The organism is Pseudomonas syringae pv. tagetis (assembly GCF_022557255.1).
Classification (GTDB): domain Bacteria; phylum Pseudomonadota; class Gammaproteobacteria; order Pseudomonadales; family Pseudomonadaceae; genus Aquipseudomonas; species Aquipseudomonas caricapapayae.
This window is the reverse complement of sequence record NZ_CP092923.1, coordinates 1,480,853-1,505,993: the sequence shown is the minus strand read 5'-3', so window position 1 is coordinate 1,505,993 and position 25,141 is coordinate 1,480,853. Positions and strand designations below refer to the sequence as shown.

Annotated in this window: 26 protein-coding genes; 15 read left to right on the top strand and 11 right to left on the bottom strand. The window is 58.2% G+C overall.

Annotated elements, in window-relative coordinates; translation table 11 throughout:
- Window positions 1-13 precede the first annotated feature (13 nt).
- The 4 genes from frr to rpsB all read right to left on the bottom strand — a co-directional run bounded on the left by frr (window position 14) and on the right by rpsB (window position 3,314).
- The gene (gene frr / locus MME58_RS06735; protein ID WP_054986438.1) at window positions 14-571 is read right to left on the bottom strand and encodes a ribosome recycling factor; all 558 of its coding nucleotides are present in this window, start codon (window positions 569-571) and stop codon (window positions 14-16) included.
- Window positions 568-1,311, bottom strand: coding sequence for a UMP kinase (gene pyrH / locus MME58_RS06730; RefSeq protein WP_002554728.1), 744 nt, complete (start codon window positions 1,309-1,311; stop codon window positions 568-570). The genes frr and pyrH overlap by 4 nt, the downstream gene beginning before the upstream one ends.
- A 205-nt stretch (window positions 1,312-1,516) precedes the next feature.
- Window positions 1,517-2,380 (bottom strand): translation elongation factor Ts, encoded by an 864-nt coding sequence (gene tsf / locus MME58_RS06725; protein WP_055006842.1) that lies wholly within the window; start codon window positions 2,378-2,380, stop codon window positions 1,517-1,519.
- Window positions 2,381-2,570: 190 nt separating this feature from the next.
- The gene (gene rpsB, locus MME58_RS06720; RefSeq protein WP_002554730.1) at window positions 2,571-3,314 is read right to left on the bottom strand and encodes a 30S ribosomal protein S2; all 744 of its coding nucleotides are present in this window, start codon (window positions 3,312-3,314) and stop codon (window positions 2,571-2,573) included.
- A gap of 313 nt (window positions 3,315-3,627) precedes the next feature.
- Here rpsB and map point away from each other — a divergent pair, with 313 nt between their 5' ends.
- The 4 genes from map to MME58_RS06700 all read left to right on the top strand — a co-directional run bounded on the left by map (window position 3,628) and on the right by MME58_RS06700 (window position 9,394).
- On the top strand, window positions 3,628-4,410 hold the full coding sequence (gene map / locus MME58_RS06715; RefSeq protein ID WP_054986440.1) for a type I methionyl aminopeptidase: 783 nt from the start codon (window positions 3,628-3,630) through the stop codon (window positions 4,408-4,410).
- A 62-nt stretch (window positions 4,411-4,472) separates the two neighbouring features.
- A complete protein-coding gene (locus MME58_RS06710; RefSeq protein ID WP_055006841.1) occupies window positions 4,473-7,169 on the top strand; it encodes a [protein-PII] uridylyltransferase in 2,697 nt (898 codons plus the stop codon).
- A 51-nt stretch (window positions 7,170-7,220) separates the two neighbouring features.
- The gene (gene dapC, locus MME58_RS06705; RefSeq protein ID WP_055006840.1) at window positions 7,221-8,414 is read left to right on the top strand and encodes a succinyldiaminopimelate transaminase; all 1,194 of its coding nucleotides are present in this window, start codon (window positions 7,221-7,223) and stop codon (window positions 8,412-8,414) included.
- Window positions 8,415-8,545: 131 nt separating this feature from the next.
- Window positions 8,546-9,394, top strand: coding sequence for a matrixin family metalloprotease (locus tag MME58_RS06700; protein WP_054986443.1), 849 nt, complete (start codon window positions 8,546-8,548; stop codon window positions 9,392-9,394).
- Window positions 9,395-9,549: 155 nt separating this feature from the next.
- Here the strand turns inward: MME58_RS06700 and MME58_RS06695 are convergent, their stop codons facing one another.
- Window positions 9,550-9,780: a hypothetical protein gene (locus MME58_RS06695; protein ID WP_054986444.1), complete on the bottom strand. Its 231-nt coding sequence runs from the start codon at window positions 9,778-9,780 to the stop codon at window positions 9,550-9,552.
- 233 nt (window positions 9,781-10,013) lie between these two features.
- Between MME58_RS06695 and MME58_RS06690 the strand changes: the two genes are divergently transcribed.
- The 4 genes from MME58_RS06690 to MME58_RS06675 are packed head-to-tail and all read left to right on the top strand — an operon-like array spanning window position 10,014 to window position 13,112.
- Window positions 10,014-10,361, top strand: a complete 348-nt coding sequence (locus tag MME58_RS06690; protein WP_054986445.1) for an ArsC family reductase — start codon at window positions 10,014-10,016, stop codon at window positions 10,359-10,361.
- Between the two features lie 47 nt (window positions 10,362-10,408).
- Window positions 10,409-11,443, top strand: a complete 1,035-nt coding sequence (gene dapD, locus MME58_RS06685) for a 2,3,4,5-tetrahydropyridine-2,6-dicarboxylate N-succinyltransferase (RefSeq protein ID WP_055006839.1) — start codon at window positions 10,409-10,411, stop codon at window positions 11,441-11,443.
- A 59-nt stretch (window positions 11,444-11,502) separates the two neighbouring features.
- On the top strand, window positions 11,503-12,708 hold the full coding sequence (locus tag MME58_RS06680) for an aminotransferase class V-fold PLP-dependent enzyme (RefSeq protein ID WP_241409119.1): 1,206 nt from the start codon (window positions 11,503-11,505) through the stop codon (window positions 12,706-12,708).
- Window positions 12,705-13,112: a SufE family protein gene (locus MME58_RS06675; protein ID WP_055005336.1), complete on the top strand. Its 408-nt coding sequence runs from the start codon at window positions 12,705-12,707 to the stop codon at window positions 13,110-13,112. The genes MME58_RS06680 and MME58_RS06675 overlap by 4 nt, the downstream gene beginning before the upstream one ends.
- On the opposite strand, the gene tcdA is transcribed toward MME58_RS06675, so the two are convergent.
- Window positions 13,103-13,933: a tRNA cyclic N6-threonylcarbamoyladenosine(37) synthase TcdA gene (tcdA, locus tag MME58_RS06670; protein WP_054986713.1), complete on the bottom strand. Its 831-nt coding sequence runs from the start codon at window positions 13,931-13,933 to the stop codon at window positions 13,103-13,105. The genes MME58_RS06675 and tcdA overlap by 10 nt on opposite strands.
- A 211-nt stretch (window positions 13,934-14,144) precedes the next feature.
- On the opposite strand from tcdA, the gene dapE reads away from it, so the two are divergent.
- From dapE to MME58_RS06640, 6 genes are all read left to right on the top strand, one after another.
- On the top strand, window positions 14,145-15,296 hold the full coding sequence (gene dapE / locus MME58_RS06665; protein WP_054986712.1) for a succinyl-diaminopimelate desuccinylase: 1,152 nt from the start codon (window positions 14,145-14,147) through the stop codon (window positions 15,294-15,296).
- Complete coding sequence (locus MME58_RS06660) at window positions 15,296-16,105, top strand: putative RNA methyltransferase (RefSeq protein ID WP_055005335.1); 810 nt, start codon at window positions 15,296-15,298, stop codon at window positions 16,103-16,105. Before dapE ends, MME58_RS06660 begins: the two co-directional genes overlap by 1 nt.
- A gap of 19 nt (window positions 16,106-16,124) precedes the next feature.
- The gene (locus MME58_RS06655) at window positions 16,125-16,502 is read left to right on the top strand and encodes a hypothetical protein (protein WP_054986710.1); all 378 of its coding nucleotides are present in this window, start codon (window positions 16,125-16,127) and stop codon (window positions 16,500-16,502) included.
- A gap of 171 nt (window positions 16,503-16,673) precedes the next feature.
- Entirely contained in the window at window positions 16,674-19,163 is a 2,490-nt protein-coding gene (plsB, locus tag MME58_RS06650; RefSeq protein WP_055005334.1) for a glycerol-3-phosphate 1-O-acyltransferase PlsB, read from the top strand.
- A 125-nt stretch (window positions 19,164-19,288) separates the two neighbouring features.
- Entirely contained in the window at window positions 19,289-19,639 is a 351-nt protein-coding gene (locus MME58_RS06645) for a YbaY family lipoprotein (RefSeq protein WP_055005333.1), read from the top strand.
- Between the two features lie 196 nt (window positions 19,640-19,835).
- Window positions 19,836-20,525 (top strand): DUF4197 domain-containing protein, encoded by a 690-nt coding sequence (locus MME58_RS06640; RefSeq protein WP_054986707.1) that lies wholly within the window; start codon window positions 19,836-19,838, stop codon window positions 20,523-20,525.
- Window positions 20,526-20,601: 76 nt separating this feature from the next.
- Here MME58_RS06640 and MME58_RS06635 read toward each other — a convergent pair whose 3' ends face one another.
- A complete protein-coding gene (locus tag MME58_RS06635; protein ID WP_055005332.1) occupies window positions 20,602-21,411 on the bottom strand; it encodes a class I SAM-dependent methyltransferase in 810 nt (269 codons plus the stop codon).
- A gap of 96 nt (window positions 21,412-21,507) precedes the next feature.
- On the opposite strand from MME58_RS06635, the gene MME58_RS06630 reads away from it, so the two are divergent.
- The gene (locus tag MME58_RS06630) at window positions 21,508-22,131 is read left to right on the top strand and encodes a hypothetical protein (protein WP_055005331.1); all 624 of its coding nucleotides are present in this window, start codon (window positions 21,508-21,510) and stop codon (window positions 22,129-22,131) included.
- Window positions 22,132-22,182: 51 nt separating this feature from the next.
- On the opposite strand, the gene MME58_RS06625 is transcribed toward MME58_RS06630, so the two are convergent.
- From MME58_RS06625 to tsaB, 4 genes are all read right to left on the bottom strand, one after another.
- Complete coding sequence (locus tag MME58_RS06625; RefSeq protein WP_055005330.1) at window positions 22,183-22,872, bottom strand: extensin-like domain-containing protein; 690 nt, start codon at window positions 22,870-22,872, stop codon at window positions 22,183-22,185.
- 141 nt (window positions 22,873-23,013) lie between these two features.
- Window positions 23,014-23,877 carry a DUF72 domain-containing protein gene (locus tag MME58_RS06620; protein WP_055005344.1) on the bottom strand — a complete coding sequence of 288 codons (864 nt, stop codon included), beginning with the start codon at window positions 23,875-23,877 and terminating at the stop codon, window positions 23,014-23,016.
- A gap of 2 nt (window positions 23,878-23,879) precedes the next feature.
- Window positions 23,880-24,191, bottom strand: a complete 312-nt coding sequence (locus tag MME58_RS06615; protein WP_054986703.1) for a hypothetical protein — start codon at window positions 24,189-24,191, stop codon at window positions 23,880-23,882.
- 233 nt (window positions 24,192-24,424) lie between these two features.
- The gene (gene tsaB / locus MME58_RS06610) at window positions 24,425-25,099 is read right to left on the bottom strand and encodes a tRNA (adenosine(37)-N6)-threonylcarbamoyltransferase complex dimerization subunit type 1 TsaB (protein WP_055005329.1); all 675 of its coding nucleotides are present in this window, start codon (window positions 25,097-25,099) and stop codon (window positions 24,425-24,427) included.
- Window positions 25,100-25,141 lie beyond the last annotated feature (42 nt).

Below are 25,141 nucleotides of genomic sequence, written 5' to 3'. Positions count from 1 at the left end.
AGCGTCCGAAACCTTAAACAGCCATCAGATCAGCTTCTTTCTGCTTGACCGCAACTTCGATTTCCGCAACGAACTTGTCGGTCAGCTTTTGCACGTCGTCAGCTGCGCGACGCTCTTCGTCTTCGCTGATTTCCTTTTCCTTGACCAGGTCTTTCAACTGGCCAAGCGCGTCACGACGGATGTTGCGCACCGCTACACGAGCGTCTTCAGCAGCATCGCGCGCCTGCTTGGTGAAGCCCTTGCGGGTTTCCTCGGTCAGTGCCGGCATCGAGATCAACAGCAGCTCACCCAGGTTGGTCGGGTTGAAGCCCAGACCGGAGCTCTGGATGGCCTTGTCGACAGCCGCGAGCATATTGCGCTCGAACGCCACGACCTGAAGAGTGCGCGAGTCTTTGACGGTCACGTTGGCGACCTGGCTCAGCGGGGTATCGGCACCGTAGTAAGGGACCATGACACCACCCAGAATGCTTGGGTGCGCTTTGCCGGTACGGATTCGGGTAAACGCATGCGTCAGCGACTCCAGACTCTTCTGCATACGGGTCTGAGCATCTTTCTTGATTTCGTTGATCATTGTTGGGCTTCCTCGATCAGGGTTCCTTCAGCGCCACCATGGACGATATTCAGAAGGGCACCCGGCTTGTTCATGTTAAAGACGCGCAATGGCATCTTGTGGTCGCGACACAGGCAGATTGCGGTCAGATCCATTACACCCAGCTTGCGATCCAGCACCTCATCGTAAGTCAGATGATCGAACTTCTCGGCATTTGGGTCCTTGAACGGATCTGCGGTGTACACGCCGTCCACCTTGGTCGCCTTGAGCACCACATCGGCGTCGATCTCTATCGCGCGCAGGCAGGCAGCCGAATCAGTCGTAAAGAACGGATTACCCGTACCCGCAGCAAAGATCACCACCTCTTTGGCGCTGAGATGGCGCATGGCCTTGCGACGGTCATAATGGTCGGTCACACCCAGCATGGAAATGGCCGACATCACGATGGCCGTGATATTAGCGCGCTCCAGCGCATCGCGCATTGCCAGGGCGTTCATCACAGTGGCCAGCATGCCCATGTGGTCGCCTGTCACCCGATCCATGCCCGCAGCACTCAAGGCCGCGCCACGGAACAGATTACCGCCGCCGATCACCAGTCCGACCTGAACGCCGATACCGACCAGTTGACCGACTTCCAGCGCCATGCGGTCCAGCACCTTGGGGTCAATGCCGAACTCTTCCGAGCCCATGAGGGCTTCACCGCTGAGCTTGAGTAGAATGCGTTTATAGCGAGCCTGATAACCACTGCCCTGCTGAGCCATTGCGAATCTCTCCTGCGGCGTTTTCTGAAAAAAATCTGTGCGGGCTATCTCAAGCCTGCGATTACTTTAGCTTGACGCTTGGCACGCGTCGGGAGAATGCAGCCTTGTGAGCACAATCTCCAAGGAAAATTTCCTTTCCTCTTTCGACAAAGAGGCCGCACGCGCAAGCGGGCAGCCTCTTTGGGGCGACAGTTGAAAAACCGTCTTACTGCTTGGCGGCAGCCAGCTGTGCAGCCACTTCGTCAGCGAAGTTATCAACCGGCTTCTCGATGCCTTCGCCTACCTTGAAGTAGGTGAAGGAAACGATTTCAGCGCCGGCTTTCTTGGCCAGATCACCGACCTTGACTTCCGGATTCTTGACGAATGCCTGCTCAACAAGGCTGGCTTCAGCCAGGAACTTGGTGATACGGCCGCCAACCATTTTCTCAACGATTTCAGCTGGCTTGCCTTTGATCTTGTCTTCGTTCAATTGCAGGAAGACGTTCTTCTCGCGCTCGATCGCTTCGGCAGAAACTTCCGAAGGGAACAGGAACTCGGGGTTGCTTGCTGCCACATGCATGGCGATGTCTTTAGCCAGCTCGACATTGCCACCCTTGAGGGTAACAACCACACCGATCTTGTTGCCGTGCAGGTAAGTACCCACAACGTCACCCTCGATGCGCTTCAGGCGGCGGATGTTGACGTTTTCGCCAACCTTGCCGACCAGCACCAGACGCGCAGCTTCCTGAGCTTCGATCAGCGGAGCGACATCAGTCAGCTTGTCAGCAAAGGCTTTTTCAACGCTTTCAGTGACAAAGTTCTTGAAATCGTCCTGCAGGGCCAGGAAGTCGGTCTGCGAGTTGACTTCGATGATGACAGCAGCCTTGCCGTCGTCCTTGATAGCGATTGCACCTTCAGCAGCAACGTTGCCTGCTTTCTTGGCGGCCTTGATTGCGCCGGAAGCACGCATATCGTCGATTGCTTTTTCGATGTCGCCGCCAGCCTTGGTCAAGGCCTTTTTGCAATCCATCATGCCTTCGCCGGTACGCTCGCGCAGTTCTTTGACCAACGCTGCAGTAATCTCTGCCATTTCAAAATCCTCTTGGATAGGTCTTCAACCATTCCACCCGGCTTGCCGGGCGTGCAATTCTTGAAAAATCAGGGTGGCAGCAACACATGACAGCAAGGTCATGGCTACAGACCGACAAATCATTTCCTAGGTGGCAAAAAGGGGGCTAAGCCCCCTTTTCGCGTACTGAGTAAACGCCAGGCGTTTTTACTCAGCCTTCTACAGCGGCTGCAGCTGGAGCTTCTTCGACGAATACGTCGGTGCCGCCAGCAACATTGTTACGACCACGGATAACAGCATCAGCCATCGAACCCATGTACAGCTGGATGGCGCGGATTGCGTCATCGTTGCCCGGGATGATGTAGTCAACGCCCTCAGGGCTGCTGTTGGTATCGACAACGCCGATGACCGGGATACCCAGCTTGTTGGCTTCGGTGATCGCGATGCGCTCGTGATCAACGTCGATAACGAACAGTGCGTCTGGCAGACCGCCCATGTCCTTGATACCACCCAGGCTGCGATCCAGTTTTTCCAGATCACGGGTGCGCATCAGTGCTTCTTTCTTGGTCAGCTTGGCGAAAGTACCGTCTTCGGACTGTACTTCCAGCTCGCGCAGACGCTTGATCGACTGACGGATGGTCTTGAAGTTGGTCAGCATACCGCCCAACCAGCGATGGTCGACGTACGGCGAACCGCAACGTGCTGCTTCTTCAGCAACGATCTTGCCAGCGGAACGCTTGGTGCCGACGAAGAGAATCTTGTTTTTGCCCGACGCCAGGCGCTCAACGAAAGTCAGTGCTTCATTGAACATTGGCAGGGTTTTTTCAAGGTTGATGATGTGAATCTTGTTACGCGCGCCGAAAATGTACTTACCCATTTTCGGGTTCCAGTAACGGGTTTGGTGACCGAAGTGCACACCGGCCTTCAGCATATCGCGCATATTGACTTGGGACATGATAGTTCCTTGATAAGTCGGGTTAGGCCTCCACGTATCCCAATGACCAACCAGTGGCATCTGCCAAAGGCACCCAGGTCATCGTGTCGACACGTGTGTGGGTTTGTGCTTCAAGGACGGACCTTGGAAAGCGGCGCATTTTATATCACAAAAGGGAAGAGAACGGAACTCCCATCAAGTTCTTGTTTTGTGGTGCTTTTAGAGCCACATCGGTTGCCTTATAGAAGGAAGCGATGATTACCCCGCATCGACGGTCTGATAGAATTGCACCTTTGCGCACCAACCGCGTGCCTGCCACGTCGAGAGATTCTGTATGACCATCACCCTCAAAACCCCGGAAGACATCGAAAAGATGCGCATCGCCGGTCGTCTGGCCGCCGATGTTCTGGAAATGATAGCGCCTCACGTCAAGCCTGGCGTGACCACTGAAGAGCTGGATCGCCTCTGCCACGATTACATCGTCAACGAGCAACAGGCGATTCCTGCCCCGCTGAACTACAAGGGCTTCCCGAAATCGATCTGCACCTCGATCAATCAGGTGGTCTGTCACGGCATCCCGAGCGACAAGAAACTGAAGAACGGCGACTCGCTCAACATCGACGTCACCGTCATAAAGGATGGGTACCACGGCGACACCAGCAGGATGTTCCATGTCGGCACCGTTCCGGTATGGGCCGAGCGCCTGTCGAAGGTGACCCAGGAGTGCCTGTACAAAGCCATCGAAATCGTCAGACCCGGCACCCGCCTGGGCGACATCGGCGCAGTCATTCAGAAGCATGCGGAAAAGAACGGTTTCTCGGTGGTCCGGGAGTTCTGCGGTCACGGCATCGGCAAGGTGTTTCATGAAGAGCCGCAGGTCATGCACTTCGGCGAAGCCGGAACCGGTATCGAACTCAAGGAAGGTATGACCTTCACTATCGAGCCGATGATCAACCAGGGACGCCCCGAAACCAAGATCCTTGGTGATGGCTGGACGGCGATCACCAAGGACCGCAAGCTCTCGGCACAATGGGAGCACACGCTGCTGGTCACCGCCGACGGTTACGAAATCTTCACTTTACGCAGTGACGACACTATTGCACAAAAGGCTCCCTGACCGGAGCCTGCCCGAACACCCGATACATCACTTGCACAGCCCGACGTGAGGAATACTGCTCCATGCCGCAGGTAGATCCAGACTTGTTCGATCGTGGCCAGTTCCAGGCCGAACTGGCCTTGAAAGCCAGCCCCATCGCAGCGTTCAAGAAGGCTATCCGCAAGGCGAGAGACGTCCTTGATGATCGCTTCAGGTCGGGACGCGACATTCGTCGACTGATCGAAGACCGGGCGTGGTTTGTAGATAACATTCTGCAGCAAGCCTGGGACCAGTTCGAATGGAGTGAAGACGCCGATATAGCACTGTTGGCAGTGGGCGGCTACGGGCGTGGCGAGCTGCACCCGTACTCGGACATCGATCTGCTGATCCTGCTGGACAGTGATGACCACGAAGTCTTCCGCGAACCCATCGAGCGGTTTCTGACGCTGCTTTGGGATATCGGCCTGGAGGTCGGGCAGAGCGTGCGCTCCGTCAATGAGTGTGCACAGGAAGGCCGGGCCGACCTGACGGTGATCACCAACCTGATGGAGAGCCGCACCATTGCCGGCCCCGAGCACCTGCGCCAACGCATGCTGGAAGTCACCAGCACACGCCATATGTGGCCGAGCAAGGAGTTCTTCCTCGCAAAACACGCCGAACAGAAAAAGCGCCACCACAAGTACAACGATACCGAATATAACCTGGAGCCCAACGTCAAGGGCTCGCCCGGCGGCCTGCGCGACATCCAGACCATTCTCTGGGTTGCGAGACGCCAGTACGGCACGCTGAATCTGCACGCTCTGGCGGGTGAGGGCTTTCTGCTGGGCAGCGAAAACGCCCTGCTGGCCTCCTCCCAGGAGTTTTTGTGGAAAGTGCGCTACGCGCTGCACATGCTGGCCGGACGATCCGAGGACCGGCTTCTGTTCGATTATCAGGTTCGCATCGCCGGATTGCTGGGCTATGAAGACAATGATGCCAAGCTCGCCATAGAACGCTTCATGCAGAAGTACTACCGGGTGGTCATGAGCATCGCCGAACTCAGCGATCTGATCATCCAGCATTTCGAAGAAGTGATTCTTTCCGACGACAGCGGTACACCACAGCCGATCAATTCACGCTTCCAGCTGCACGACGGCTATATAGAAGCCACCCACCCGAATGTTTTCAAGCGCACCCCGTTTGCCATGCTCGAGATTTTCGTGCTCATGGCCCAGCATCCCGAGATAAAGGGTGTGCGCGCCGACACCATTCGCCTGCTGCGCGAACATCGGCACCTGATCAACGATGACTTCCGCAACGACATTCGCAATACCAGCCTGTTTATCGAGCTGTTCAAGTGCGAGATCGGCATCCATCGCAACCTGCGGCGGATGAACCGTTACGGCATTCTCGGGCTGTACCTGCCGGAGTTCGGCCATATTGTCGGGCAGATGCAGCATGACCTGTTCCACATCTATACCGTCGATGCGCACACGCTGAATCTGATCAAGCACCTGCGCAAGCTGCAATACACCGAAGTGTCGGAAAAATTTCCGCTGGCCAGCAAAATCATGGCGCGCCTGCCGAAGCCGGAGTTGATCTACCTGGCCGGGCTGTATCACGACATCGGCAAGGGCCGTGGCGGCGATCATTCGGAGCTCGGCGCAATAGACGCACAGGCGTTCGGCACACGCCATCATCTGCCTGCCTGGGACAACCGCCTCATTGTCTGGCTGGTGAGCAACCATCTGGTGATGTCGACCACCGCACAGCGCAAGGATCTTTCCGACCCGCAGGTCATTCATGATTTTGCTCAGTTCGTCGGTGACGAAGTGCACCTGGACTATCTGTATGTGCTGACCGTCGCCGACATCAACGCGACCAACCCGACGCTCTGGAACTCATGGCGGGCCAGCCTGCTGCGCCAGTTGTACACCGAGACCAAGCGCGCCTTGCGTCGCGGTCTGGAGAACCCGGTTGATCGCGAGGAGCAGATACGTCGCACCCAGACCGCAGCGCTGGACATTCTGGTCCGCAACGGCACCGACCCTGATGACGTAGAGCAACTCTGGTCGGCGCTGGGCGACGATTATTTCCTGCGGCATACCGCTGGAGACGTGGCGTGGCACAGCGATGCGATTCTGCAGCAGCCAGCCGACGGCGGCCCGCTGGTCCTGATCAAGGAAACTACCCAGCGTGAATTCGAGGGCGGTACGCAGATATTCATTTACGCTCCGGACCAGCATGATTTCTTCGCGGTGACCGTGGCGGCAATGGATCAGCTGAACCTGAACATTCATGACGCACGCATTATTACGTCCAGCAGCAAATTCACACTCGACACCTACATTGTCCTCGACAACGAGGGCGGCTCGATCGGCAACAATCCGGAACGCATTCAGGAAATCCGCGATGGCCTGAGCGACGCCCTGCGCAACCCGGATGATTACCCGACAATCATCAAACGCCGCGTGCCACGCCAACTCAAGCACTTTGCTTTCGCACCGCAAGTCACCATCCACAACGATGCCCAGCGCCCGGTGACCGTGCTGGAACTCCTCGCCCCTGATCGCCCCGGCCTGCTGGCGCGCATCGGCAAGATTTTCCTGGAGTTCGACCTGTCACTGCAGAACGCGAAGATTGCGACCCTGGGCGAACGCGTGGAAGACGTGTTCTTCATCACCGACGCTAACAATCATCCACTGTCCGACCCACAGTTGTGCAGCCAGTTGCAGGACGCAATCGTCAAGCAACTGAGCGTCAACTCAGAGCCCGGAAGCGATTTGCGGATCAGCATATGAAGGCTCGGCCAAACGAATCGACTCAACGCAGCCCATTGAGGAACACGCTCCATGAATAACGCCATGCAACTGCTTCAGCCCTACCCTTTCGAGAAGCTGCGCGCCTTGCTGGCCGGGGTAACCCCCAACCCGGAAAAGCGCCCTGTGGCATTGTCGATTGGCGAACCGAAGCACCGCTCGCCCGATTTCGTCGCCAGAGCACTGGCAGACAACCTCGATCAGATGGCGGTTTATCCGACCACACTGGGTATCCCGGCACTGCGCGAGGCCATTGCCGGCTGGTGCAGCCGTCGATTCGACGTACCACAGGGCTGGATTGATCCGGCGCGCAATGTACTGCCGGTCAATGGCACGCGCGAGGCGCTGTTCGCGTTCACTCAGACGGTGGTCAGTCGCAGCGATGACGGCCTGGTAATCAGCCCGAACCCGTTTTATCAGATCTACGAAGGCGCAGCGTTCCTGGCCGGAGCTCAGCCGCACTATCTGCCGTGCCTGAGCGATAACGGTTTCAATCCCGATTTCGATGCAGTCAGCCCTGACATCTGGAAGCGCTGCCAAATCCTCTTCCTGTGCTCGCCGGGCAACCCGACCGGGGCACTGATACCGGTTGAAACACTGAAAAAACTCATTGCCCTGGCCGACGAACATGACTTTGTCATCGCCGCGGACGAGTGCTACAGCGAGCTGTACTTCGACGAACAGACCCCGCCGCCGGGCCTGCTCAGCGCCTGTGTGGAACTGGGTCGCCAGGATTTCAAGCGCTGCGTGGTATTCCATAGCCTGTCCAAGCGCTCCAATCTGCCTGGTCTGCGCTCAGGTTTCGTGGCAGGTGACGCGGAAATTCTCAAGGCCTTCCTGCTGTATCGCACCTATCACGGCTGCGCCATGCCGGTCCAGACTCAACTGGCCAGCATCGCTGCCTGGAATGACGAGGAGCACGTACGTGCCAACCGTGACCTGTATCGTGAAAAGTTCGACGCTGTACTCGACATTCTCGCACCAGTACTCGACGTTCAACGCCCGGACGGTGGTTTTTACCTGTGGCCGAATGTCGGCACCGATGACGCTGCATTTTGCCGCGATCTGTTCATCGATCAGCATGTAACTGCAGTACCGGGCTCGTATCTGTCCCGCGAGGTCGATGGCGTCAACCCGGGTGCCGGCCGTATTCGCCTGGCGCTTGTGGCATCACTGGCCGAGTGCATCGAAGCCGCCGAACGTATTCGCGCATTCGTGAGCAAATAAGGCGAAGCCCCGGCAGAATGACCCCGCTGCATGCAATATGCGGCGGGGTAATTAATTACCACCTGCCCTCCCTTGCCGCACCGTACCTTCAACCTTCATTTTTCACGCTTCCTGACAGGAGGCGAACCACCATGAAGGTCACTCCCATGCCTGCCCCCACCAGCACCCAAAGCGTCAAGCTGCCTGCATCCTGTGCAATGCGCAGCGCAACTGATTATCAGGCCTCGTATGACGCCGCAATTCGCGAAAACCCTGCCAACGCGGCAATCACTCCCACCTACGAATCAGAAACGAGCTATGGCGTCGAGGCACCAGCACATCAGGCGCGCCTCCTGGTCTCGTTCACCCGTTACTGGGCACGAGGGCGAACCCTGAAGATTCTTTTTCAGAAAAACCCTCCAGCCATCCTTACAGCGCCCATTGTCGAAGCGGCAAAAAAATGGCTGCCTCACGTAAACCTCAAATTCGAGTTCGTGACGGACGGGGCAAGCGATATTCGAATCGGCTTCAACAAGCACCTGAACTGGAGCGCCATCGGGACCGACAGCCTGCTGAAGGGGCAGAATGAGCCCACCATGGAGTTCAACATCATGGAGCTCTATACCGCGGACCTGAAACCTCTGCCTGAATTGACGCGCATTGTGCTCCATGAGTTCGGACACGCGCTGGGGGCGGTTCACGAACATCAGCATCCCCAGGCCAACATCCCCTGGAACGAACCGCTTATGCGCTCTCTGCTTGCGCAGACCGGATTAAGTGATGACGAAATCAATGCCAATTTTTTCGACAGGTACGAGGCCGCCGACTTCCATTATTCAGCTTACGACCGTGACTCCGTCATGCACCTGGATGTCCCCAACGGCCTGACACTCGGCGACTTCGAGATCATCAACATCGGCAAGACGCTCAGCCCAAAGGACATCGAAGCGATGAGCGCCATCTACCCGGACCGCGAGAACTCGAAATTTGAAGCACCCTGAGAAGACATTTCATGAGGATCTGCCGATTTTCAGGCAGTGAATCAGAGCGATGACTGCGGGGCACGGGGTAGCCCAGCCAACCCCGTCAGTAACCGTCTGCACTCCCGCTTCATCCGCTTTGCCCGCGCAGCGCGATGGTTTTGCAGCAATGACGGTTACTGCCGGGTTCGCAATTTTTCCGCCACCCACCCGACCGCCCAGCTCACCGGGTCATGAGACTGCATGGGCAGCAACGGTTTTCCTTCGCGGGCGGCCAGCCTGCCTTGTGTCTCGGCCTCACCATGAATCCAGAGCGTACTCTGCTTGAATCCCTCGGCACGCTGACGTTCCCTGTAATAACGCTGCCGGACAAGCGCTTCTTGACGCTTCTTCTCTTGTTCAGACATAACGCACCCAGACTTTAAATGGAAACCAATAATTGCCCGCCACGGCCAGCCACTCAAGCGTGAGAGGGTGAAGTTTTCTTAATGGTGGTTAGCGTTATTATCTAGTTTTTGTTCAGTCTTTGTACCAACGCTGTCACAACACTGAATGGCCTGACGTGGCATAATGATGGGCTGGATTGCAAGGAGAGAACGTGGGGAGTATCGAGCAGAATCAGCCGCCCCCCCCGAAAACAATGACTTACACTCTATTTGGCATCAAAGCCTGCGATACCATGAAAAAGGCCCGTACCTGGCTCGACGATAACGCCGTGAGCTACGAATTTCATGACTACAAGACACAGGGCATTGACCGTGAGCACCTGAAGCAATGGTGTGATGAACACGGATGGCAGGTAGTGCTGAATCGCGCAGGCACTACTTTTCGCAAGCTCGACGACGGACAAAAGGCCGATCTCGACCAGGCGAAAGCCATAGAACTGATGCTCGCGCAGCCGTCCATGATCAAGCGCCCGGTGCTTGATCTGGGCAATAAAACCCTGATCGGCTTCAAGCCCGACCTGTATGCAGCGGCTTTACAGTAAGCCCGCGCGCTACTGAAAGCCCCTCGATAAAGCCAAGAGGTATTTACATGTCTACTACCCTGTTCAGCCTGGCCTTCGGCGTCGGCACTCAAAATCGCCAAGGCTCATGGCTTGAAGTATTTTACGCTCAGCCCCTGATCAATCCTTCTGCAGAACTGATCGCTGCCATCGCGCCTGTTCTGGGTTACACAAGCGGCAACCAGGCAATCACATTCAATGTGGATCTGGCGTACAAGCTGGCCGAAGCGGTCAAGTCCGTGGACGCTACCCAGGCCGCACTGCTGACCCGTCTGGCTGAGAGCCAGAAGCCGCTGGTCGCGACCCTGCTGGCTGAAGACGCCACACTGACGTCGACCCCTGAGGCTTACCTCAAGCTGCACCTGTTGTCGCATCGACTGGTCAAGCCGCACGACCTGAACCTGGCAGGTATCTTCCCGCTACTGCCGAACGTAGCCTGGACCAGCCAGGGCGCAGTCGACCTGACCGAACTGGCCGAACGCCAGCTCGAAGCTCGCCTCAAGGGCGAGCTGCTGGAAGTGTTCTCGGTCGACAAATTCCCGAAAATGACCGACTACGTCGTGCCGAGCGGCGTTCGTATCGCTGACAGCGCCCGCGTGCGCCTGGGTGCTTACATCGGTGAAGGCACTACGGTGATGCACGAAGGCTTCGTCAACTTCAATGGCGGCACCGAAGGTCCGGGCATGATCGAAGGCCGCGTTTCTGCAGGTGTATTCGTCGGCAAGGGCTCGGACCTGGGCGGCGGCTGCTCGACCATGGGTACATTGTCCGGCGGTGGCAACATCATCATCAAGGTCGGTGAAGGCTGCCTGATTGGTGCCAACGCGGGCATCGGCATTCCGCTGGGTGACCGCAACACCGTGGAGTCGGGCCTGTACGTGACCGCGGGTACAAAGGTCGCGCTGCTCGACGAAAACAATGAGCTGGTCAAAATCGTCAAGGCCCGCGACTTGGCCGGCCAGAACGACCTGTTGTTCCGTCGCAACTCGCAGACCGGCGCAGTGGAATGCAAAACCCACAAGTCGGCCATCGAGCTGAACGAAGCACTGCACGCTCACAACTGATGCTGTGTGCGGGTTCAAGGCTCCCGACCTTGAACCCGCCTCCACATGCTGGACGAACAATGCCCCTCATTTCTCCCTGGCGTGATGACTTTCCTGCCATCGCCGCTCTGCAACGGCAAGGCCAGACCTATCTGGACAACGCTGCCACCACGCAAAAGCCTCAGGCGCTGATCGATGCCCTGACTCATTACTACGTCAGCGGTGCCGCCAATGTGCACCGTGCCCAGCATCTGCCCGGCGCACACGCCACTCAGGCGTTCGAGGCCAGCCGTGGCAAAGCTGCCCGCTGGCTGAATGCGGCCGAGAGTGGACAGATCATCTTCACCCACGGTGCCACGTCGGCGCTCAACCTGCTGGCCTACGGGCTGGAACACAGTTTCACTGCGGGCGACGAGATCGCCATCAGTGCATTGGAACACCACGCCAACCTGCTGCCGTGGCAGCAACTGGCTCAGCGTCGCGGTCTTAAACTGGTCATTCTGCCGCTTGATCCAGACGGTGTGATCGACTGTGATGCGGCGGCCAGCCTGATCGGCCCACGCACACGACTGCTGGCGGTCAGCCAGCTCTCCAACGTGCTCGGCACCTGGCAACCGGTTGCCAGGCTTATCGCATTGGCCAAGGCACAAGGCGCGCACACCGTGGTGGACGGCTCACAAGGCGTGGTGCATGGACGCCAGAATGTGCAGGCGCTGGGTTGTGACTTCTATGTATTTTCCAGCCACAAGCTTTATGGCCCGGAAGCACTGGGCGTGCTGTACGGACGCAACGAAGCACTGCAGAGCCTGATGCACTGGCAGTTCGGCGGCGAGATGGTGCTGACCGCCGAGTATCAACACGCAAAATTTCGACCGGCACCTCTGGGTTTCGAGGCGGGCACCCCGCCCATCGCCAGCGTGATCGGTCTGGGCGCTACGTTGGCCTACCTGGACAGCCTCGATCCTCAGGCGGTCGCAGAACATGAAGCCAGACTGCACCGTCGCTTGCTTGAGGGTTTGCAACAGCGGGACGGCATTCAAGTCCTGGGCTCGCCGGACCTGGCACTGGTCAGCTTCGTCGTCGAAGGCATTCACAATGCCGACCTTGCCCACCTGCTGACCGAACAGGGCATTGCCGTCCGAGCCGGTCATCACTGCGCGATGCCGCTGTTCAAGAACCTTGGCCTGCCAGGCGCGATCCGAGTGTCGCTGGCGCTGTACAACGATTCGGACGATCTGCTGCATTTCTTCAGCGCACTGGATCAGGCACTGGAGTTGCTTCGATGAACCTGCCCGCATTGGCGCAAACTGCGCTCGACAGCTTCACCCGGCAGCAAGGCTGGGAGCAGCGCGCACGCCTGCTGATGCAATGGGGTGATCAACTTGCCCCACTGAGCGACGGAGAAAGGACCAATGACAATCTGGTGCACGGCTGTGAAAGCAAGGTCTGGCTGACTGGCGAAGTCAGCGACAACGCCTGGCTGTTTCGGGCAGCGAGCGACGCCCGACTGATTCGCGGCCTGGTGGCGCTGCTGCTGGCGCGTGTCAACGGTCTGTCTGACCGAGAGCTGGCAGCCGTGGATTTACCTGACTGGTTCAATCAGTTGGGCCTCGCCCGTCAACTCTCACCCTCGCGCAGCAACGGCCTGAATGCAGTACTGCAGAAAATGCGTCAGCTGACTCAAGCCTGATCGGGCGCGGTCACCGCTGGCTTGATCCGCTCTGAAGGGCGTCGCGTGCCTGCAACCAGTTTGTCCACTGCACGCGTGGCCGCCACCATGCCAAACGTCGCAGTCACCATCATCACTGCGCCGAAGCCGCCAGCACAGTCAAGTTTTACACCCTCACCAACGAATTTCTTTTCCAGACAAATGCTGCCATCCGGCTTGGGATAACGCAGCTGTTCGCTGGAAAACACACACGGGACACTGTAGTGGCGGTTCGGCGTGCGTGAAAAACCATAGTCCCGACGCAGGGTCGAGCGAACCTTGGAGGCCAGCGGGTCATTGAAGGTACGGTTGAGGTCGGCTATCTGAATCAGGGTCGGATCGATCTGCCCACCGGCGCCCCCGGTGGTGACCATCTGGATCTTGCGCCGCTTGCACCACGAAATCAGCGCTGCCTTGGCGTTGACGCTGTCGATGCAGTCGATCACGAAGTCCATGTCCGGGGTAATGCACTCGGCCATGGTGTCACGGGTCACGAAATCGGCCACAGCGTGCACGATACAGTCGGGGTTGATCGCGCGAATGCGCTCGGCCATCACCTCGACCTTCGGCCGCCCCACAGTCGTGTCCAGCGCGTGTAACTGGCGGTTGCTGTTGCTGACACATACGTCGTCCATGTCGAACAGTGAAATCTCGCCCACGCCACTGCGCGCCATGGCCTCCGCTGCCCAGGAACCCACGCCGCCGATACCGACCACCGCCACATGAGCCGCGCGCAGGCGCGCCAGCCCCTCAATACCATACAGACGGGCGATGCCGGCAAAACGTGGATCTTCTGCGCTCATGATCAATACCTCAAAAACCGGCGCGCATTATAGGGTTTTGTCGGAGGTAAGACACCCGGCTTGTTCTCTGACAATGCTCAGCACAACCCGCCCTGCCCCGTCCACTGTCCGACATATCCACAGCGCACAATAAACGACGGCCCCGGGTCGTCGTTTTGCTTTAAGATATCCGCCTTTTCGCGCCCGAAGTCTTGCTACCGGAGTTCTGTACATGACTGCCCCTACCGACCTGTCGCCCACCCTCCAACTTGCCTGCGATCTGATCCGCCGACCTTCAGTGACGCCGGTCGATGCCGATTGCCAGACGGTGATGATGCAGCGCCTGGGCGCTGCTGGCTTCAAGCTGGAGCCGATGCGTATCGAAGACGTCGACAACTTCTGGGCCACACATGGCACAGCAGACGGTCCGGTGCTGTGTTTCGCCGGCCATACCGATGTGGTTCCGACCGGTCCGGTGGAAAACTGGCAGAACGATCCGTTCGATGCTTTGATCGACGAGCAGGGCATGCTCTGCGGACGCGGCGCAGCAGACATGAAAGGCAGCCTGGCGGCCATGCTGGTAGCCGCCGAGCGTTTTGTTGCCGATCACCCGGATCACAAGGGTTCGGTGGCGTTCCTGATCACCAGCGACGAAGAAGGCCCCGCGCATCACGGCACCAAAGCGGTCGTCGAACGCCTGGCGGCACGCAAGGAGCGTCTGGACTGGTGCATCGTTGGCGAGCCTTCAAGCACCACACTGGTGGGCGACGTAGTCAAGAACGGCCGTCGCGGTTCGCTGGGTGCCACCCTGACCGTGCGTGGCAAACAAGGGCATGTGGCTTACCCGCATCTGGCAAAGAATCCGATTCACCTGGCCGTTCCGGCCCTCGCCGAACTGGCCGCAGAGCACTGGGACCACGGCAACGACTTCTTTCCGCCAACCAGCTTCCAGATCTCTAACCTGAACGCCGGCACGGGCGCGACCAATGTCATTCCAGGCGATCTGGTGGCGGTTTTCAACTTCCGCTTTTCAACCGAATCGACAGTCGAAGGCTTGCAGCAGCGCGTCGCCGCCATCCTCGACAAACACGAACTGGACTGGCACGTGAACTGGGCGTTGTCGGGCCTGCCGTTCTTGACCGAGCCAGGCGCGTTGCTGGACGCTGTTTCGTCCAGCATCAAAAGCGTCACAGGCCGCGATACCAAAGCCTCTACCAGCGGCGGAACCTCTGATGGTCGTTTTATCGCGACCCTCGGCACGCAAGTGGTCGAGCTGGGGCCGGTCAACGCCACGATCCATCAGGTCAACGAGCGAATTCTGGCCAGTGATCTGGACGTGCTGACCGAAATCTACTACCAGACCCTGGTCAAGTTGCTCGCCTGATGCTGACCTGCCCGATCTGCTCAGCGCCACTCAGCACCGCCGATAACGGCGTAGTCTGCCCGGCCAATCACCGCTTCGACCGTGCACGCCAGGGTTATCTGAACCTGTTGCCGGTGCAGCACAAGAACAGCCGCGACCCGGGCGACAATCAGGCCATGGTCGAAGCACGGCGGGACTTCCTCAACGCCGGGCATTATGCGCCAGTGGCCCGACGGCTGGCTGAACTGGCCGCCGAGCGATCTCCTGCTCACTGGCTGGACATCGGCTGCGGCGAAGGTTATTACACCGCGCTAATAGCCCAATCCTTGCCTCACGCCGACGGCTATGCACTGGACATCTCTCGTGAGGCCGTGAAACGCGCCTGCCGTCGTGACCCCAGGCTGACCTGGATGGTCGCCAGCATGGCTCGCGTTCCTTTGCCGGATGCCAGCTGTCAGTTTCTGGCCAGTGTGTTCAGCCCGCTGGACTGGCTCGAAGCCAAGCGGTTGCTGACTCCGGGCGGCGGACTGATGCGGGTAGGCCCGACCAGCGAGCACCTCATGGAGCTGCGTCAGCAGCTGTACGATGAGGTACGCGATTATGCCGACGACAAGCATCTATCGCTGGTGCCACCCGGCATGCAGTTGCAACACAGCGAAACCCTGCGTTATACGCTGAAGCTGATCGATGGCCAGTCCCGCGCCGACCTGCTGGCCATGACGCCCCACGGCTGGCGAGCCAGCGCCGAACGCCGAACGGCTGTCATCGAGCAAACAGGACCTTTCAAGGTTACCGTTTCCATGCGCTACGATTATTTCGTGCTGCAATAAGCATTCAACAGAGGCACCCATGCGCCAACCCGATATCGAGATTTACCTGAAAGACGAAGACGTCGACCACAAGGCCATTGCCCAGTGGCTGAACGTTGCACTGGGCCCTTGCAGCGACTGGAAGCAGAAAGGCCAGACCTGGAAGTGCACGGCCGGCACTGTCGCCGTGACCTGGCTGCCCAAAGCTGTCGGCAAATGGAACAGCCTGCACCTGGACAGTGACCAGACCCCGTGGGAAGACGACATCGCCTGCGCTCGCGCAGCATTCAAGGCGCTGAATGTCGAAGTGCGCTGTGCACCCGGCACCTGGGTTGAAGAAGAAAGCGATGAAACCGCCGACCGCTGGATACGCGTCAGCGCCGATGGCGAAGAAGAGATCACCTGGCGCACGTCGTAAACCGTTCGCTGTGACGGCATGAATGCATGCCGTCGTCGCTGCGCGCAAAGGTCGCCATTCAGTCGTTGTCTCTTCCCCGGAAACACCCGCCACTTTTGCCGATCGCGTCGGGATACGTCACACTGACGCCCATCTCGGGCAGCCGCCCGTCCCTCACTCAGCAGAAGCCGTATGACCCGTTCTCCGTTCCGTCGTCTTGTGTTCGGCACCCTGCGCCGGTTGTTGTATCTCTGGGTTCGCTCGGAAACCATCAATCAGTCGTCTTTTACGCTCAACCTGGACCGCAGCCGTCCAGTGTTATATGCCTTGCAGTCGCCGTCGATCAGTGATCTGGCGGTGATCGACACAGAGTGTCGCAAAGCCGGCCTGCCTCGCCCGGTACTGTCGGTCGCGGTCGGCAACCTGATCGAGCCCGCTGCTTTTTTTTATCTGACCCCCGCACCCGACTGGCTCGGCCGCCAGGACAAACGCGGCGCACCGCCGACCCTTGAGCGCCTGGTCGCAGCCGTCAGCCAGAACCCCGGCGAAGATGCGCAGATCATTCCGGTCAGTGTGTTCTGGGGCCAGTCGCCTGACCGCGAGTCCAGCGCCTGGAAGCTGCTGTTTGCCGACAGCTGGGCCGTGACGGGTCGACTGCGCCGCCTGGTCAGCATTCTGATTCTGGGCCGCAAGACCCGCGTACAGTTTTCCGCCCCCATTCACATGCGCGAACTGGTGGGTGAAAACAAAGGTTACGAGCTGACGCTGCGCATGACCCAACGGCTTTTGCGCGTGCATTTCCGCAACCTGAAAAGTGCCGTGATCGGCCCAGACGTTTCACACCGGCGCACAGTGGTCAAAGGCTTGCTCGACGAGCCACTGGTCAAGCAGGCGATCATCGAAGAAGCCGAGCGGGAAAAGATCACCCAGGAAAAGGCTCGGGAACGGGCGCTGGGTTACGGCAACGAGATCGCTTCAGACTATACCTACTCCGTCATCCGCTTCATGGAAGTAGTTCTAAGCTGGTTCTGGAACAAGATTTACGACGGTATCAAGGTCAGCCACATCGAAGGCGTTCAGGAAATCGCGCCGGGCCATGAGGTCATTTATGTGCCTTGCCACCGCAGCCATATCGATTATCTTCTGCTGTCCTACCTGCTGTTTCGCAATGGACTCACGCCGCCGCACATCGCTGCCGGTATCAACCTGAACATGCCGGTCGTCGGTAGCCTGCTGCGCCGTGGCGGGGCATTTTTCATGCGCCGCACGTTCAAGGGCAACCCGCTCTACACAGCGGTGTTCACCGAGTACCTGCACACGCTGTTCATCAAGGGTTTTCCGGTCGAGTACTTTGTCGAAGGCGGTCGCTCGCGTACCGGGCGCATGTTGCAACCCAAAACAGGCATGCTGGCCATTACCCTGCGCAGTTTCCTGCGCAATTCGCGAATGCCCATTGTGTTCGTTCCGGTGTATATCGGCTATGAACGTGTACTGGAAGGACGTACCTATCTGGGCGAGCTGCGCGGAGCCACCAAGAAGAAAGAATCGATCTTCGACATTTTCAAAGTCATCGGTGCACTGAAGCAGCGCTTCGGCCAGGTTTCGGTGAACTTCGGTGCCCCTATCAAGCTGGCCGAGTTCCTCGATGCCGAACAACCGGACTGGCGCGAGCAGGAACTGGCACCGCAATACCGCCCTGAATGGCTGAGCGAAACCACACACCAGCTGGGTGAGCGTGTGGCCCAGCACCTGAATGAAGCAGCTGCCGTCAACCCGATGAATCTGGTCGCCGTAGCGCTGTTGTCGACACAACGGCTGGCGCTGGACGATCAGGCCATGGAACGTGTTCTCGACCTCTACCTGACGCTGCTGCGCGCCGTACCATACTCACCGCACACCACGCTGCCGGAAGGCGATGGCCGCTCACTGATCGAGCACGTCAAAGGCATGGACCTGCTCGCCGAACAGAAAGATGCACTGGGCAAGATTCTGTACCTGAACGAACAGAATGCGGTCTTGATGACGTACTACCGCAACAACGTCTTGCATATCTTCGCCCTGCCCTCACTGCTGGCAAGCTTCTTCCAGAGTTCGTCACGTATGAGCCGCGATCAGATCCTGCGCTACACGCGTGCGCTGTATCCGTTTCTACAATCGGAACTGTTCATTCGCTGGCCGCTGAACGAGCTGGATGAGGTCGTCGATCAATGGCTGGCTGCGTTCGTGGAGCAAGGCTTGCTGCGCTTCAAAAAGGACGTCTACGTGCGCCCGGAACCAAGCTCTCGCGAGTTCGTGCTGCTGACCCTGTTGTCTAGGGCTATCGCGCAGACCCTGCAACGCTTCTACATGGCAATTGCCTTGTTGCTCAACAGCGGACAGAACACGCTGAGCCCCGAGCAGCTTGAAGACCTGTGCACGGTCATGGCCCAACGCCTTTCTATCCTGCATGGCCTCAATGCGCCCGAGTTCTTCGACAAAAGCCTGTTCCGGCACTTCATCCAGACGCTTCTGGACCTGGGCGTGCTACGCAAGGACAGTGCCGGCAAGCTGAGCTATCACCCGATGCTGGGCGAACTGGCAGAAGGTGCGGCCAAGCGGGTATTGCCTGCCGAAATCCGCCTGTCGATACGGCAAGTGGCGCTGCACAGCAACGAAGAAGAGCTGGACGTAGGAAGCGACTAAGGGATTACGTAGGGCTTTTCCGTAAGTGGCCAGGGATCTTTAGACGAGGGTTTTATGCTCTCTGGCACCTGCTAGGGTGTGGTCCGTACCAACGACTGGTACTCACACTCAATAAGGAAATTGAAATGTCCAGCGAACCCCTAGTACGCCTTCAGGGCGAAGTGTATTACCTGCCACGTATTGCGTTGCCAACGGGCTGCAAACTGATTGTCACCCTGAGTGACATCAGTCTTGCCGACGTACCGGCCACTGTCATTGATGTCAGCGAAACAGAAATTACCCGCCAGGTGCCATTGCCTTTTGAACTGGGCTACGCAATGGATCGCTACCCCGTTCAGGGCCACACTTACGCCTTGTCGGCACGCATCGAGCGCGATGGCACCCTTGAATGGATCGAAGATACTGTGCACCGGATCGAACTGACCAACCAAGACCAGAGCGGTCTGAAGATAAAGGTCATTCAAGTGAACGGTTGATTGCCCGTCAAAGCAAAGGCTTTCGCCAGCGGCGCATTTCAACGCGTCGCTGACGTTACGTAAAACATTATCTTCCTCGACGTGAGCGCGCTGTTTCCTTCCGGTTTTGAGTGAGCACCGCAACTTCCTGATACGCTTGATCGTGTACTGCGAAACAGACCCAGATCAGAAACCACTCTCTCACAAGGACGCTATCATGCCTCGCTTTTCGTTCACTCTCGCTGGCTTGTGTGCCGGTCTTTTGCTGTCTGCCAACGTGTTCGCCCTGTCGCTGAGCGACCTCTCACAGTCTGACGCCACCGGAGGGCTCAAGGATGCCCTGACACAGGGCGCTCAGGTTGCGGTCAAACAGCTCGGTGTGCCCGGCGGTTTCAGCAAAAATGAAGAGGTGCGTATCGAGCTGCCGGGCAAACTCGGGCAGGTCGCGAAAAAGATGAAGATGCTGGGCATGGGCACTCAGGTCGACCAACTGGAAACAAGCATGAACCAGGCCGCCGAGGCTGCCGTTCCTCAAGCTCAGGCGTTGTTGATAGACGCAGTGAAAAAGATGAGCGTAACTGACGCCAAGGCCATTCTCGGCGGGGGCAAGGACTCCGCTACGCAGTACCTCAACAGCACCAGCCGTGAACAGATTCGCGCCAGGTTCCTGCCTATCGTCAAGAAGTCCACGGATCAGGTCGGTCTGGCACAGAAGTACAACGCATTCGCAGGCAAGGCAGCAGCGTTTGGCGCACTGGACAGCAAAAGTGCCAATCTTGAAAGCTACGTGACCGAACAGGCGCTGAACGGCCTGTTTGAAATGATCGCAAAACAGGAAGAGAGCATCCGCGCCAACCCGGCAGCAGCGGCTACCGGCCTGGCGAAGAAGGTATTTGGTGCACTCTGAATACAGTTGCTTCCCCATGTCACGATGTCCGCCGGCTTTGACATCTGGCCAAAGGCGTCGGGGTATGGTATGGCCTCTACACGTCCTTCTCGTCTGAAGCCGCCTTGGGCTTCAGGGCTTTCTTCGGATAGATGTCGTAGCGGCTGGATTTGCCATCCAGCGCGTAACCCGGCTTGGGACCGTCGATGCAGGGAGCCTTGCGAGGGCGTTTGACCACCACCCGGTGTGTGGCAAGCGCCAGAGCTGCTTCCAGCAATGCCGGTGCGTCCATGTCATCGCCGACCAGTGGCCGAAACAGGCGCATTTCCTTTTTGACCAGTGCGGTTTTTTCCCGATGCGGAAACATCGGGTCGAGGTAAACGACCTGTGGCGGTTCTTCTGCCCAGCTCCGAATGAGCTCGATGGCATTGCCGGTCAACAGACGCATCCGGGCGACGATCGAGCCGACATCGCGATCACCCTGTGCCCGAGCAAGACCGTCCTCCAGCAGAGCAGCAATGATCGGCTGACGCTCGATCAGGCTCACCTCGCAGCCTAGACTCGCCAGCACGAACGCATCCTTGCCCAGACCTGCCGTGGCATCCAGCACAGCGGGGCGAATACCAGACTGAATACCGACCGCCTTGGCAATCATCTGCCCGGTGCCTCCCCCAAACAGCCGCCGATGAGCAACTGCACCGTCGACAAAATCGACTCGCACTGCGCCGGGCGCGTCATCGCCCAACTGCTGCAATTGCAGACCGCCATCGGTTGATTGGAGAGCAAAATCAGCTTGCGCATCGTGCAGGGGCAGGCCAAGACGCTCTGCCCACTGTGCCGCCAGTTCCTGTCCGCCAACTGCCAGGGCTTCGACCCGGATACGACTGCCTGCTTGCTGCTCAATCATTACGTCTACACACTCAAAAATTGTTAATGATCGGCAAAATCTGCCGATAACCAAGTATCCGGCATTTTGCCAGACCCAAGGCCAGTACTGATCGCTATGTCAGAGATTGTTCAATCAACCATCGGCTATTTGTCGCACTCAGGCGACTTTAGCGTTCGCAACAGCCGCACACTGGGTGGTGTGACGCAGCTGTGGTCGGATGCCTTTGCCCGGGCGATGGCTGATCAGGTCAGTGAAAGCACGCCAGTCCCGGTGCATCCGACGGCTGTTGAAGTGGATGTCGAAACAGGCGAACCGGTCGCTGGCGCAAAAACCCTGAGCAAGATCGTCGAGCAGCGGACATGCCCGGTCACCGACACTGAGGTCAAGCCACCCGAGCCGCTGTTCCTGCCGATTGCCGAGTTTGACCTTGATTTGCTGCCACCTCCTGCTGAACCGTTCAGCATGGCCGAGCTGATCGAACAGCAGCGCGACCTGGAATTCGAAAGCCACTGGGTACGCCCGACCGTTCTCAACCCTTATAACGACAGCGTCAATCCAGGCCCGGGCCCACAGCCTCGTCCGTTGCACTTGCCGATTGCCGAATTCGAATGGGAACTGGCCGACAAGCCCGCCTTGCCTCTGGATGAGCAGACCATCGCAGCCCAGCAACGTCAGTTCGACTACGAAAACGGCTGGGCACGCCCGCTGATCCTGCAAAACCTTAGAATGGCCGCATAAACGGCAAGTCTGCGCGTTGAGCCGGATGCTTGAAGCTTGCTGCTGATTTGCCTACCGGCACACCTGCCATCTGCCCATGTCCACGTGAAAATGATCACGATGCGCCGCGTTGTATTCAGGCCCGAGCACTGTGCTGAAATGCTTGCAGGCACCATCGCGCACCAGCCTTAGAAAACGCCCTTTGTCTCCCTCATCGCTCCAGTCCTTGAGCACTCCGATGCGCTGGCCGTCAGCCAGACGAAAGCCTGCCATGTCCAGCGCATTAGCTGTCGCATGCTGGCTGAGCCGACTGTTGGCACGGTTGTAGATGTTACGGCAGGCAAAGCTGCCCAAGTGGTCTATCCGCACTACCCGCTGGCCGAAAACCGCTTGAGCAGCAGGCTGCAAGGTGTGGATATCGAACAGCGCATAGGCCACCGCCAGCGGACAACTGGCGAGGAAGCTGCTGCTTGGCGCAACGTCGCCGCCCTGGATGCGCAAGATGTTCTCCAAAGGGCAACGAGCAGATGGACCGCTGTCGGCCTGGCGACTGAACCGCAGTCCGGATGTACTCAGCGCCTGATCGCACAGCGCGGTGTCACTCTGCAATCGTGACAGTTTGTAAGGCGTCAAAAAATTCGGTTCGGCCCGCACGTCTAGCGGTGCCCACGGATTCCAGCGTGCAGGTACATCGACCCAGCCTCGCCAGACCGCAAACGCGCCAATCACGCAGAGCATCAGCAACACCAGCAACACGCGCATGCTCAACCCAGGCTCCGAGTAAACCCGGCGAACGAGACAGCCGCTGTGAAAGCATTGGTGTGACAATCAAAACAGCGCGGTCGCGAATCCATCTGCATGCCCTTTAAAAGATAAGGCTTATCGGCCCACACCTGAAAGACCTCAGAGCAAGCCCAACTGTTCCACTTGAGGTCCGCGATCCAGTTCGGACAACGCAGGCAGGCCGGGCAATCGCGCCATCAGTTGCTGGTGAAAACGCATGGCCTGCTCGGCAGCCTTTATGTTGTCAGGGGTGTGCAGGAAGACATAAGGCGTGCGTCCTTCTTCGATCCACACGGCGACTTTTTCTACCCACTGCACCAGAAACCGGTCGTTGGCCTCCAGGTCCGGACCGCCGATGAAGCGGACTTGGGGAAACAGCGTCAACGCTGCCGGACGAGGCGGCAACTTGGGCTTTTTCGATTGGGCGTGCAGCACAGCGGGATCGCTCGACACACAGCTGAACAATGCCCGCGAGTCGAGACAGATGCGCTCGACACCTCGATCCAGCAGCACACGATTGAGCATGCGCTCTTCGTCGCCCTTCATGAAAAACGCCAGGTGGCGTACTTCCACTGCCAAGGGCACGGTGAGCTCATCGAGAAACCCGATCAGCTCGGCGAGACGCTGGGGTGTGAAGCTGGCCGGGAGTTGAAGCCAGAATGGCGCGATCCGGCTGCCCAGCGGTTTGAGCAGGCGGATGAATTCCTCGGCTGCACCTACCTGCTGACGGAGGTCACCGCCATGACTGATGTCCTGATGAAACTTGGCGGTGAAACGAAAATCTTCAGGCATTATTTCTGCCCAGCGCTGCACAGTCGTGGCGGCAGGACGAGCATAGAACGTGGTGTTGCCTTCAACAGCGTTGAAGACCTGGGTATAAAGACTCAGAAAGTCGTTGGGGCGGGCATCTTCGGGGTACAACGACTGTCGCCAGGCGTTTTCACTCCATGACGGGCAACCGAGGTAGTAAGGCAGGTCAGACACAATCAAACGTGAAGATCGAGCCCCGATACTTCAAGGTCCCAATCTACAAAGCTGGCAGTGGTCAGGTAGCTGGCCAGTGCGTGGGCGACACGCGAACTCATCGAGCGCGGGAAAATGATGTCTTGCGGACGCGCGGGAACGTTGGCAGTGCTGCCAATCGGTGAATCACCCGCTTCGCGGCGAGCCTGAGCCGCAGGAGCCGGTAATTCAGCGTCAACTGTGACTTCTTCGAAAGAACCTTCTACGGTCGAAGGCGTTTTCTGCGGCTTTCGCTTGATCGGGTAAGAACGTGATGATGTTCCGTCTATGCGCATCGATTATGTACTCGGCGTCGATAGTGGCAATTTAGCGTTACTGCCTTGTAGTTCGCAAATTGCTTAACGATAACTAGACCACATATATTGCAAATTGTTTTCGCCAAATGAGATTAAAGACCATTCAGACGATAAACGGTAGATGGCAAATTGATATTTTACTGTCAACTACTGGACTATGATTGCCTCGATAACCTTGGCACCCAGCCATTCGTCCGTGCCTGAAGCCGGATTTAACGCGCTTTGGGTGTGGCGACCTTGTCTCGCAGGTAGACTGGCAGCGCATCGTCTGCCGGCAAGGTTTCGCCGCGGTTCCAGGCAAAGGTCGCCAGCGTCAGCAAATCCTGCGCATGTGGCAGCATGCCTGCATCATGCCCTGCCAGACTGACCGGAATACGCTCGGCATAGCCCCACCCCGTACCGGCACCAAACCATTGCCCGCTGGCTTGCACGGGCAATGTTGCCAGTTCCGGAGCCATGACCGCTTCGTCGCCTGACAGACGCATCTCCCCCGCTGTCTCGCGGTAGCATCCCCAGTACACCTCATCCATGCGTGCATCAATCGCCGACGCCACCTGGGAAACACCCTGTTCGCGATACGCGCGCTGCGCCAATACGGCAAGGTTGGAAACGGGCAATACCGGCCGATCGAGCGCAAAAGCCAGGCCTTGCACGACGCCGATGGCGATACGCACGCCGGTGAACGCACCAGGACCGCGTCCGAAGGCGATGGCATCCAGTGCCGACATCGCAATGCCCGACTCGGCCAGCAGATCCTTGATCATGGGCAACAGTCGCTGAGCGTGCAGACGCGGGATCACCTCGTAGTGGCTCAGCACTTTGCCGTCATGCAGCAAAGCAACCGAGCAGGCTTCAGTGGCGGTGTCCAGGGCCAGCAAGGTGGTCATCGGTGTTTCCGTCTTGGTTAAAGTCAAAAAGTGCAGCAGTAT

What these genes read in the sequence shown, in the direction of transcription:
- frr (WP_054986438.1), bottom strand. Translation starts at nt 571, where the DNA reads ATGATCAACGAAATCAAGAAAGATGCTCAGACCCGTATGCAGAAGAGT.
- pyrH (WP_002554728.1), bottom strand. Translation starts at nt 1,311, where the DNA reads ATGGCTCAGCAGGGCAGTGGTTATCAGGCTCGCTATAAACGCATTCTA.
- tsf (WP_055006842.1), bottom strand. Translation starts at nt 2,380, where the DNA reads ATGGCAGAGATTACTGCAGCGTTGGTCAAAGAACTGCGCGAGCGTACC.
- rpsB (WP_002554730.1), bottom strand. Translation starts at nt 3,314, where the DNA reads ATGTCCCAAGTCAATATGCGCGATATGCTGAAGGCCGGTGTGCACTTC.
- map (WP_054986440.1), top strand. Translation starts at nt 3,628, where the DNA reads ATGACCATCACCCTCAAAACCCCGGAAGACATCGAAAAGATGCGCATC.
- MME58_RS06710 (WP_055006841.1), top strand. Translation starts at nt 4,473, where the DNA reads ATGCCGCAGGTAGATCCAGACTTGTTCGATCGTGGCCAGTTCCAGGCC.
- dapC (WP_055006840.1), top strand. Translation starts at nt 7,221, where the DNA reads ATGAATAACGCCATGCAACTGCTTCAGCCCTACCCTTTCGAGAAGCTG.
- MME58_RS06700 (WP_054986443.1), top strand. Translation starts at nt 8,546, where the DNA reads ATGAAGGTCACTCCCATGCCTGCCCCCACCAGCACCCAAAGCGTCAAG.
- MME58_RS06695 (WP_054986444.1), bottom strand. Translation starts at nt 9,780, where the DNA reads ATGTCTGAACAAGAGAAGAAGCGTCAAGAAGCGCTTGTCCGGCAGCGT.
- MME58_RS06690 (WP_054986445.1), top strand. Translation starts at nt 10,014, where the DNA reads ATGACTTACACTCTATTTGGCATCAAAGCCTGCGATACCATGAAAAAG.
- dapD (WP_055006839.1), top strand. Translation starts at nt 10,409, where the DNA reads ATGTCTACTACCCTGTTCAGCCTGGCCTTCGGCGTCGGCACTCAAAAT.
- MME58_RS06680 (WP_241409119.1), top strand. Translation starts at nt 11,503, where the DNA reads ATGCCCCTCATTTCTCCCTGGCGTGATGACTTTCCTGCCATCGCCGCT.
- MME58_RS06675 (WP_055005336.1), top strand. Translation starts at nt 12,705, where the DNA reads ATGAACCTGCCCGCATTGGCGCAAACTGCGCTCGACAGCTTCACCCGG.
- tcdA (WP_054986713.1), bottom strand. Translation starts at nt 13,933, where the DNA reads ATGAGCGCAGAAGATCCACGTTTTGCCGGCATCGCCCGTCTGTATGGT.
- dapE (WP_054986712.1), top strand. Translation starts at nt 14,145, where the DNA reads ATGACTGCCCCTACCGACCTGTCGCCCACCCTCCAACTTGCCTGCGAT.
- MME58_RS06660 (WP_055005335.1), top strand. Translation starts at nt 15,296, where the DNA reads ATGCTGACCTGCCCGATCTGCTCAGCGCCACTCAGCACCGCCGATAAC.
- MME58_RS06655 (WP_054986710.1), top strand. Translation starts at nt 16,125, where the DNA reads ATGCGCCAACCCGATATCGAGATTTACCTGAAAGACGAAGACGTCGAC.
- plsB (WP_055005334.1), top strand. Translation starts at nt 16,674, where the DNA reads ATGACCCGTTCTCCGTTCCGTCGTCTTGTGTTCGGCACCCTGCGCCGG.
- MME58_RS06645 (WP_055005333.1), top strand. Translation starts at nt 19,289, where the DNA reads ATGTCCAGCGAACCCCTAGTACGCCTTCAGGGCGAAGTGTATTACCTG.
- MME58_RS06640 (WP_054986707.1), top strand. Translation starts at nt 19,836, where the DNA reads ATGCCTCGCTTTTCGTTCACTCTCGCTGGCTTGTGTGCCGGTCTTTTG.
- MME58_RS06635 (WP_055005332.1), bottom strand. Translation starts at nt 21,411, where the DNA reads ATGATTGAGCAGCAAGCAGGCAGTCGTATCCGGGTCGAAGCCCTGGCA.
- MME58_RS06630 (WP_055005331.1), top strand. Translation starts at nt 21,508, where the DNA reads ATGTCAGAGATTGTTCAATCAACCATCGGCTATTTGTCGCACTCAGGC.
- MME58_RS06625 (WP_055005330.1), bottom strand. Translation starts at nt 22,872, where the DNA reads ATGCGCGTGTTGCTGGTGTTGCTGATGCTCTGCGTGATTGGCGCGTTT.
- MME58_RS06615 (WP_054986703.1), bottom strand. Translation starts at nt 24,191, where the DNA reads ATGCGCATAGACGGAACATCATCACGTTCTTACCCGATCAAGCGAAAG.
- tsaB (WP_055005329.1), bottom strand. Translation starts at nt 25,099, where the DNA reads ATGACCACCTTGCTGGCCCTGGACACCGCCACTGAAGCCTGCTCGGTT.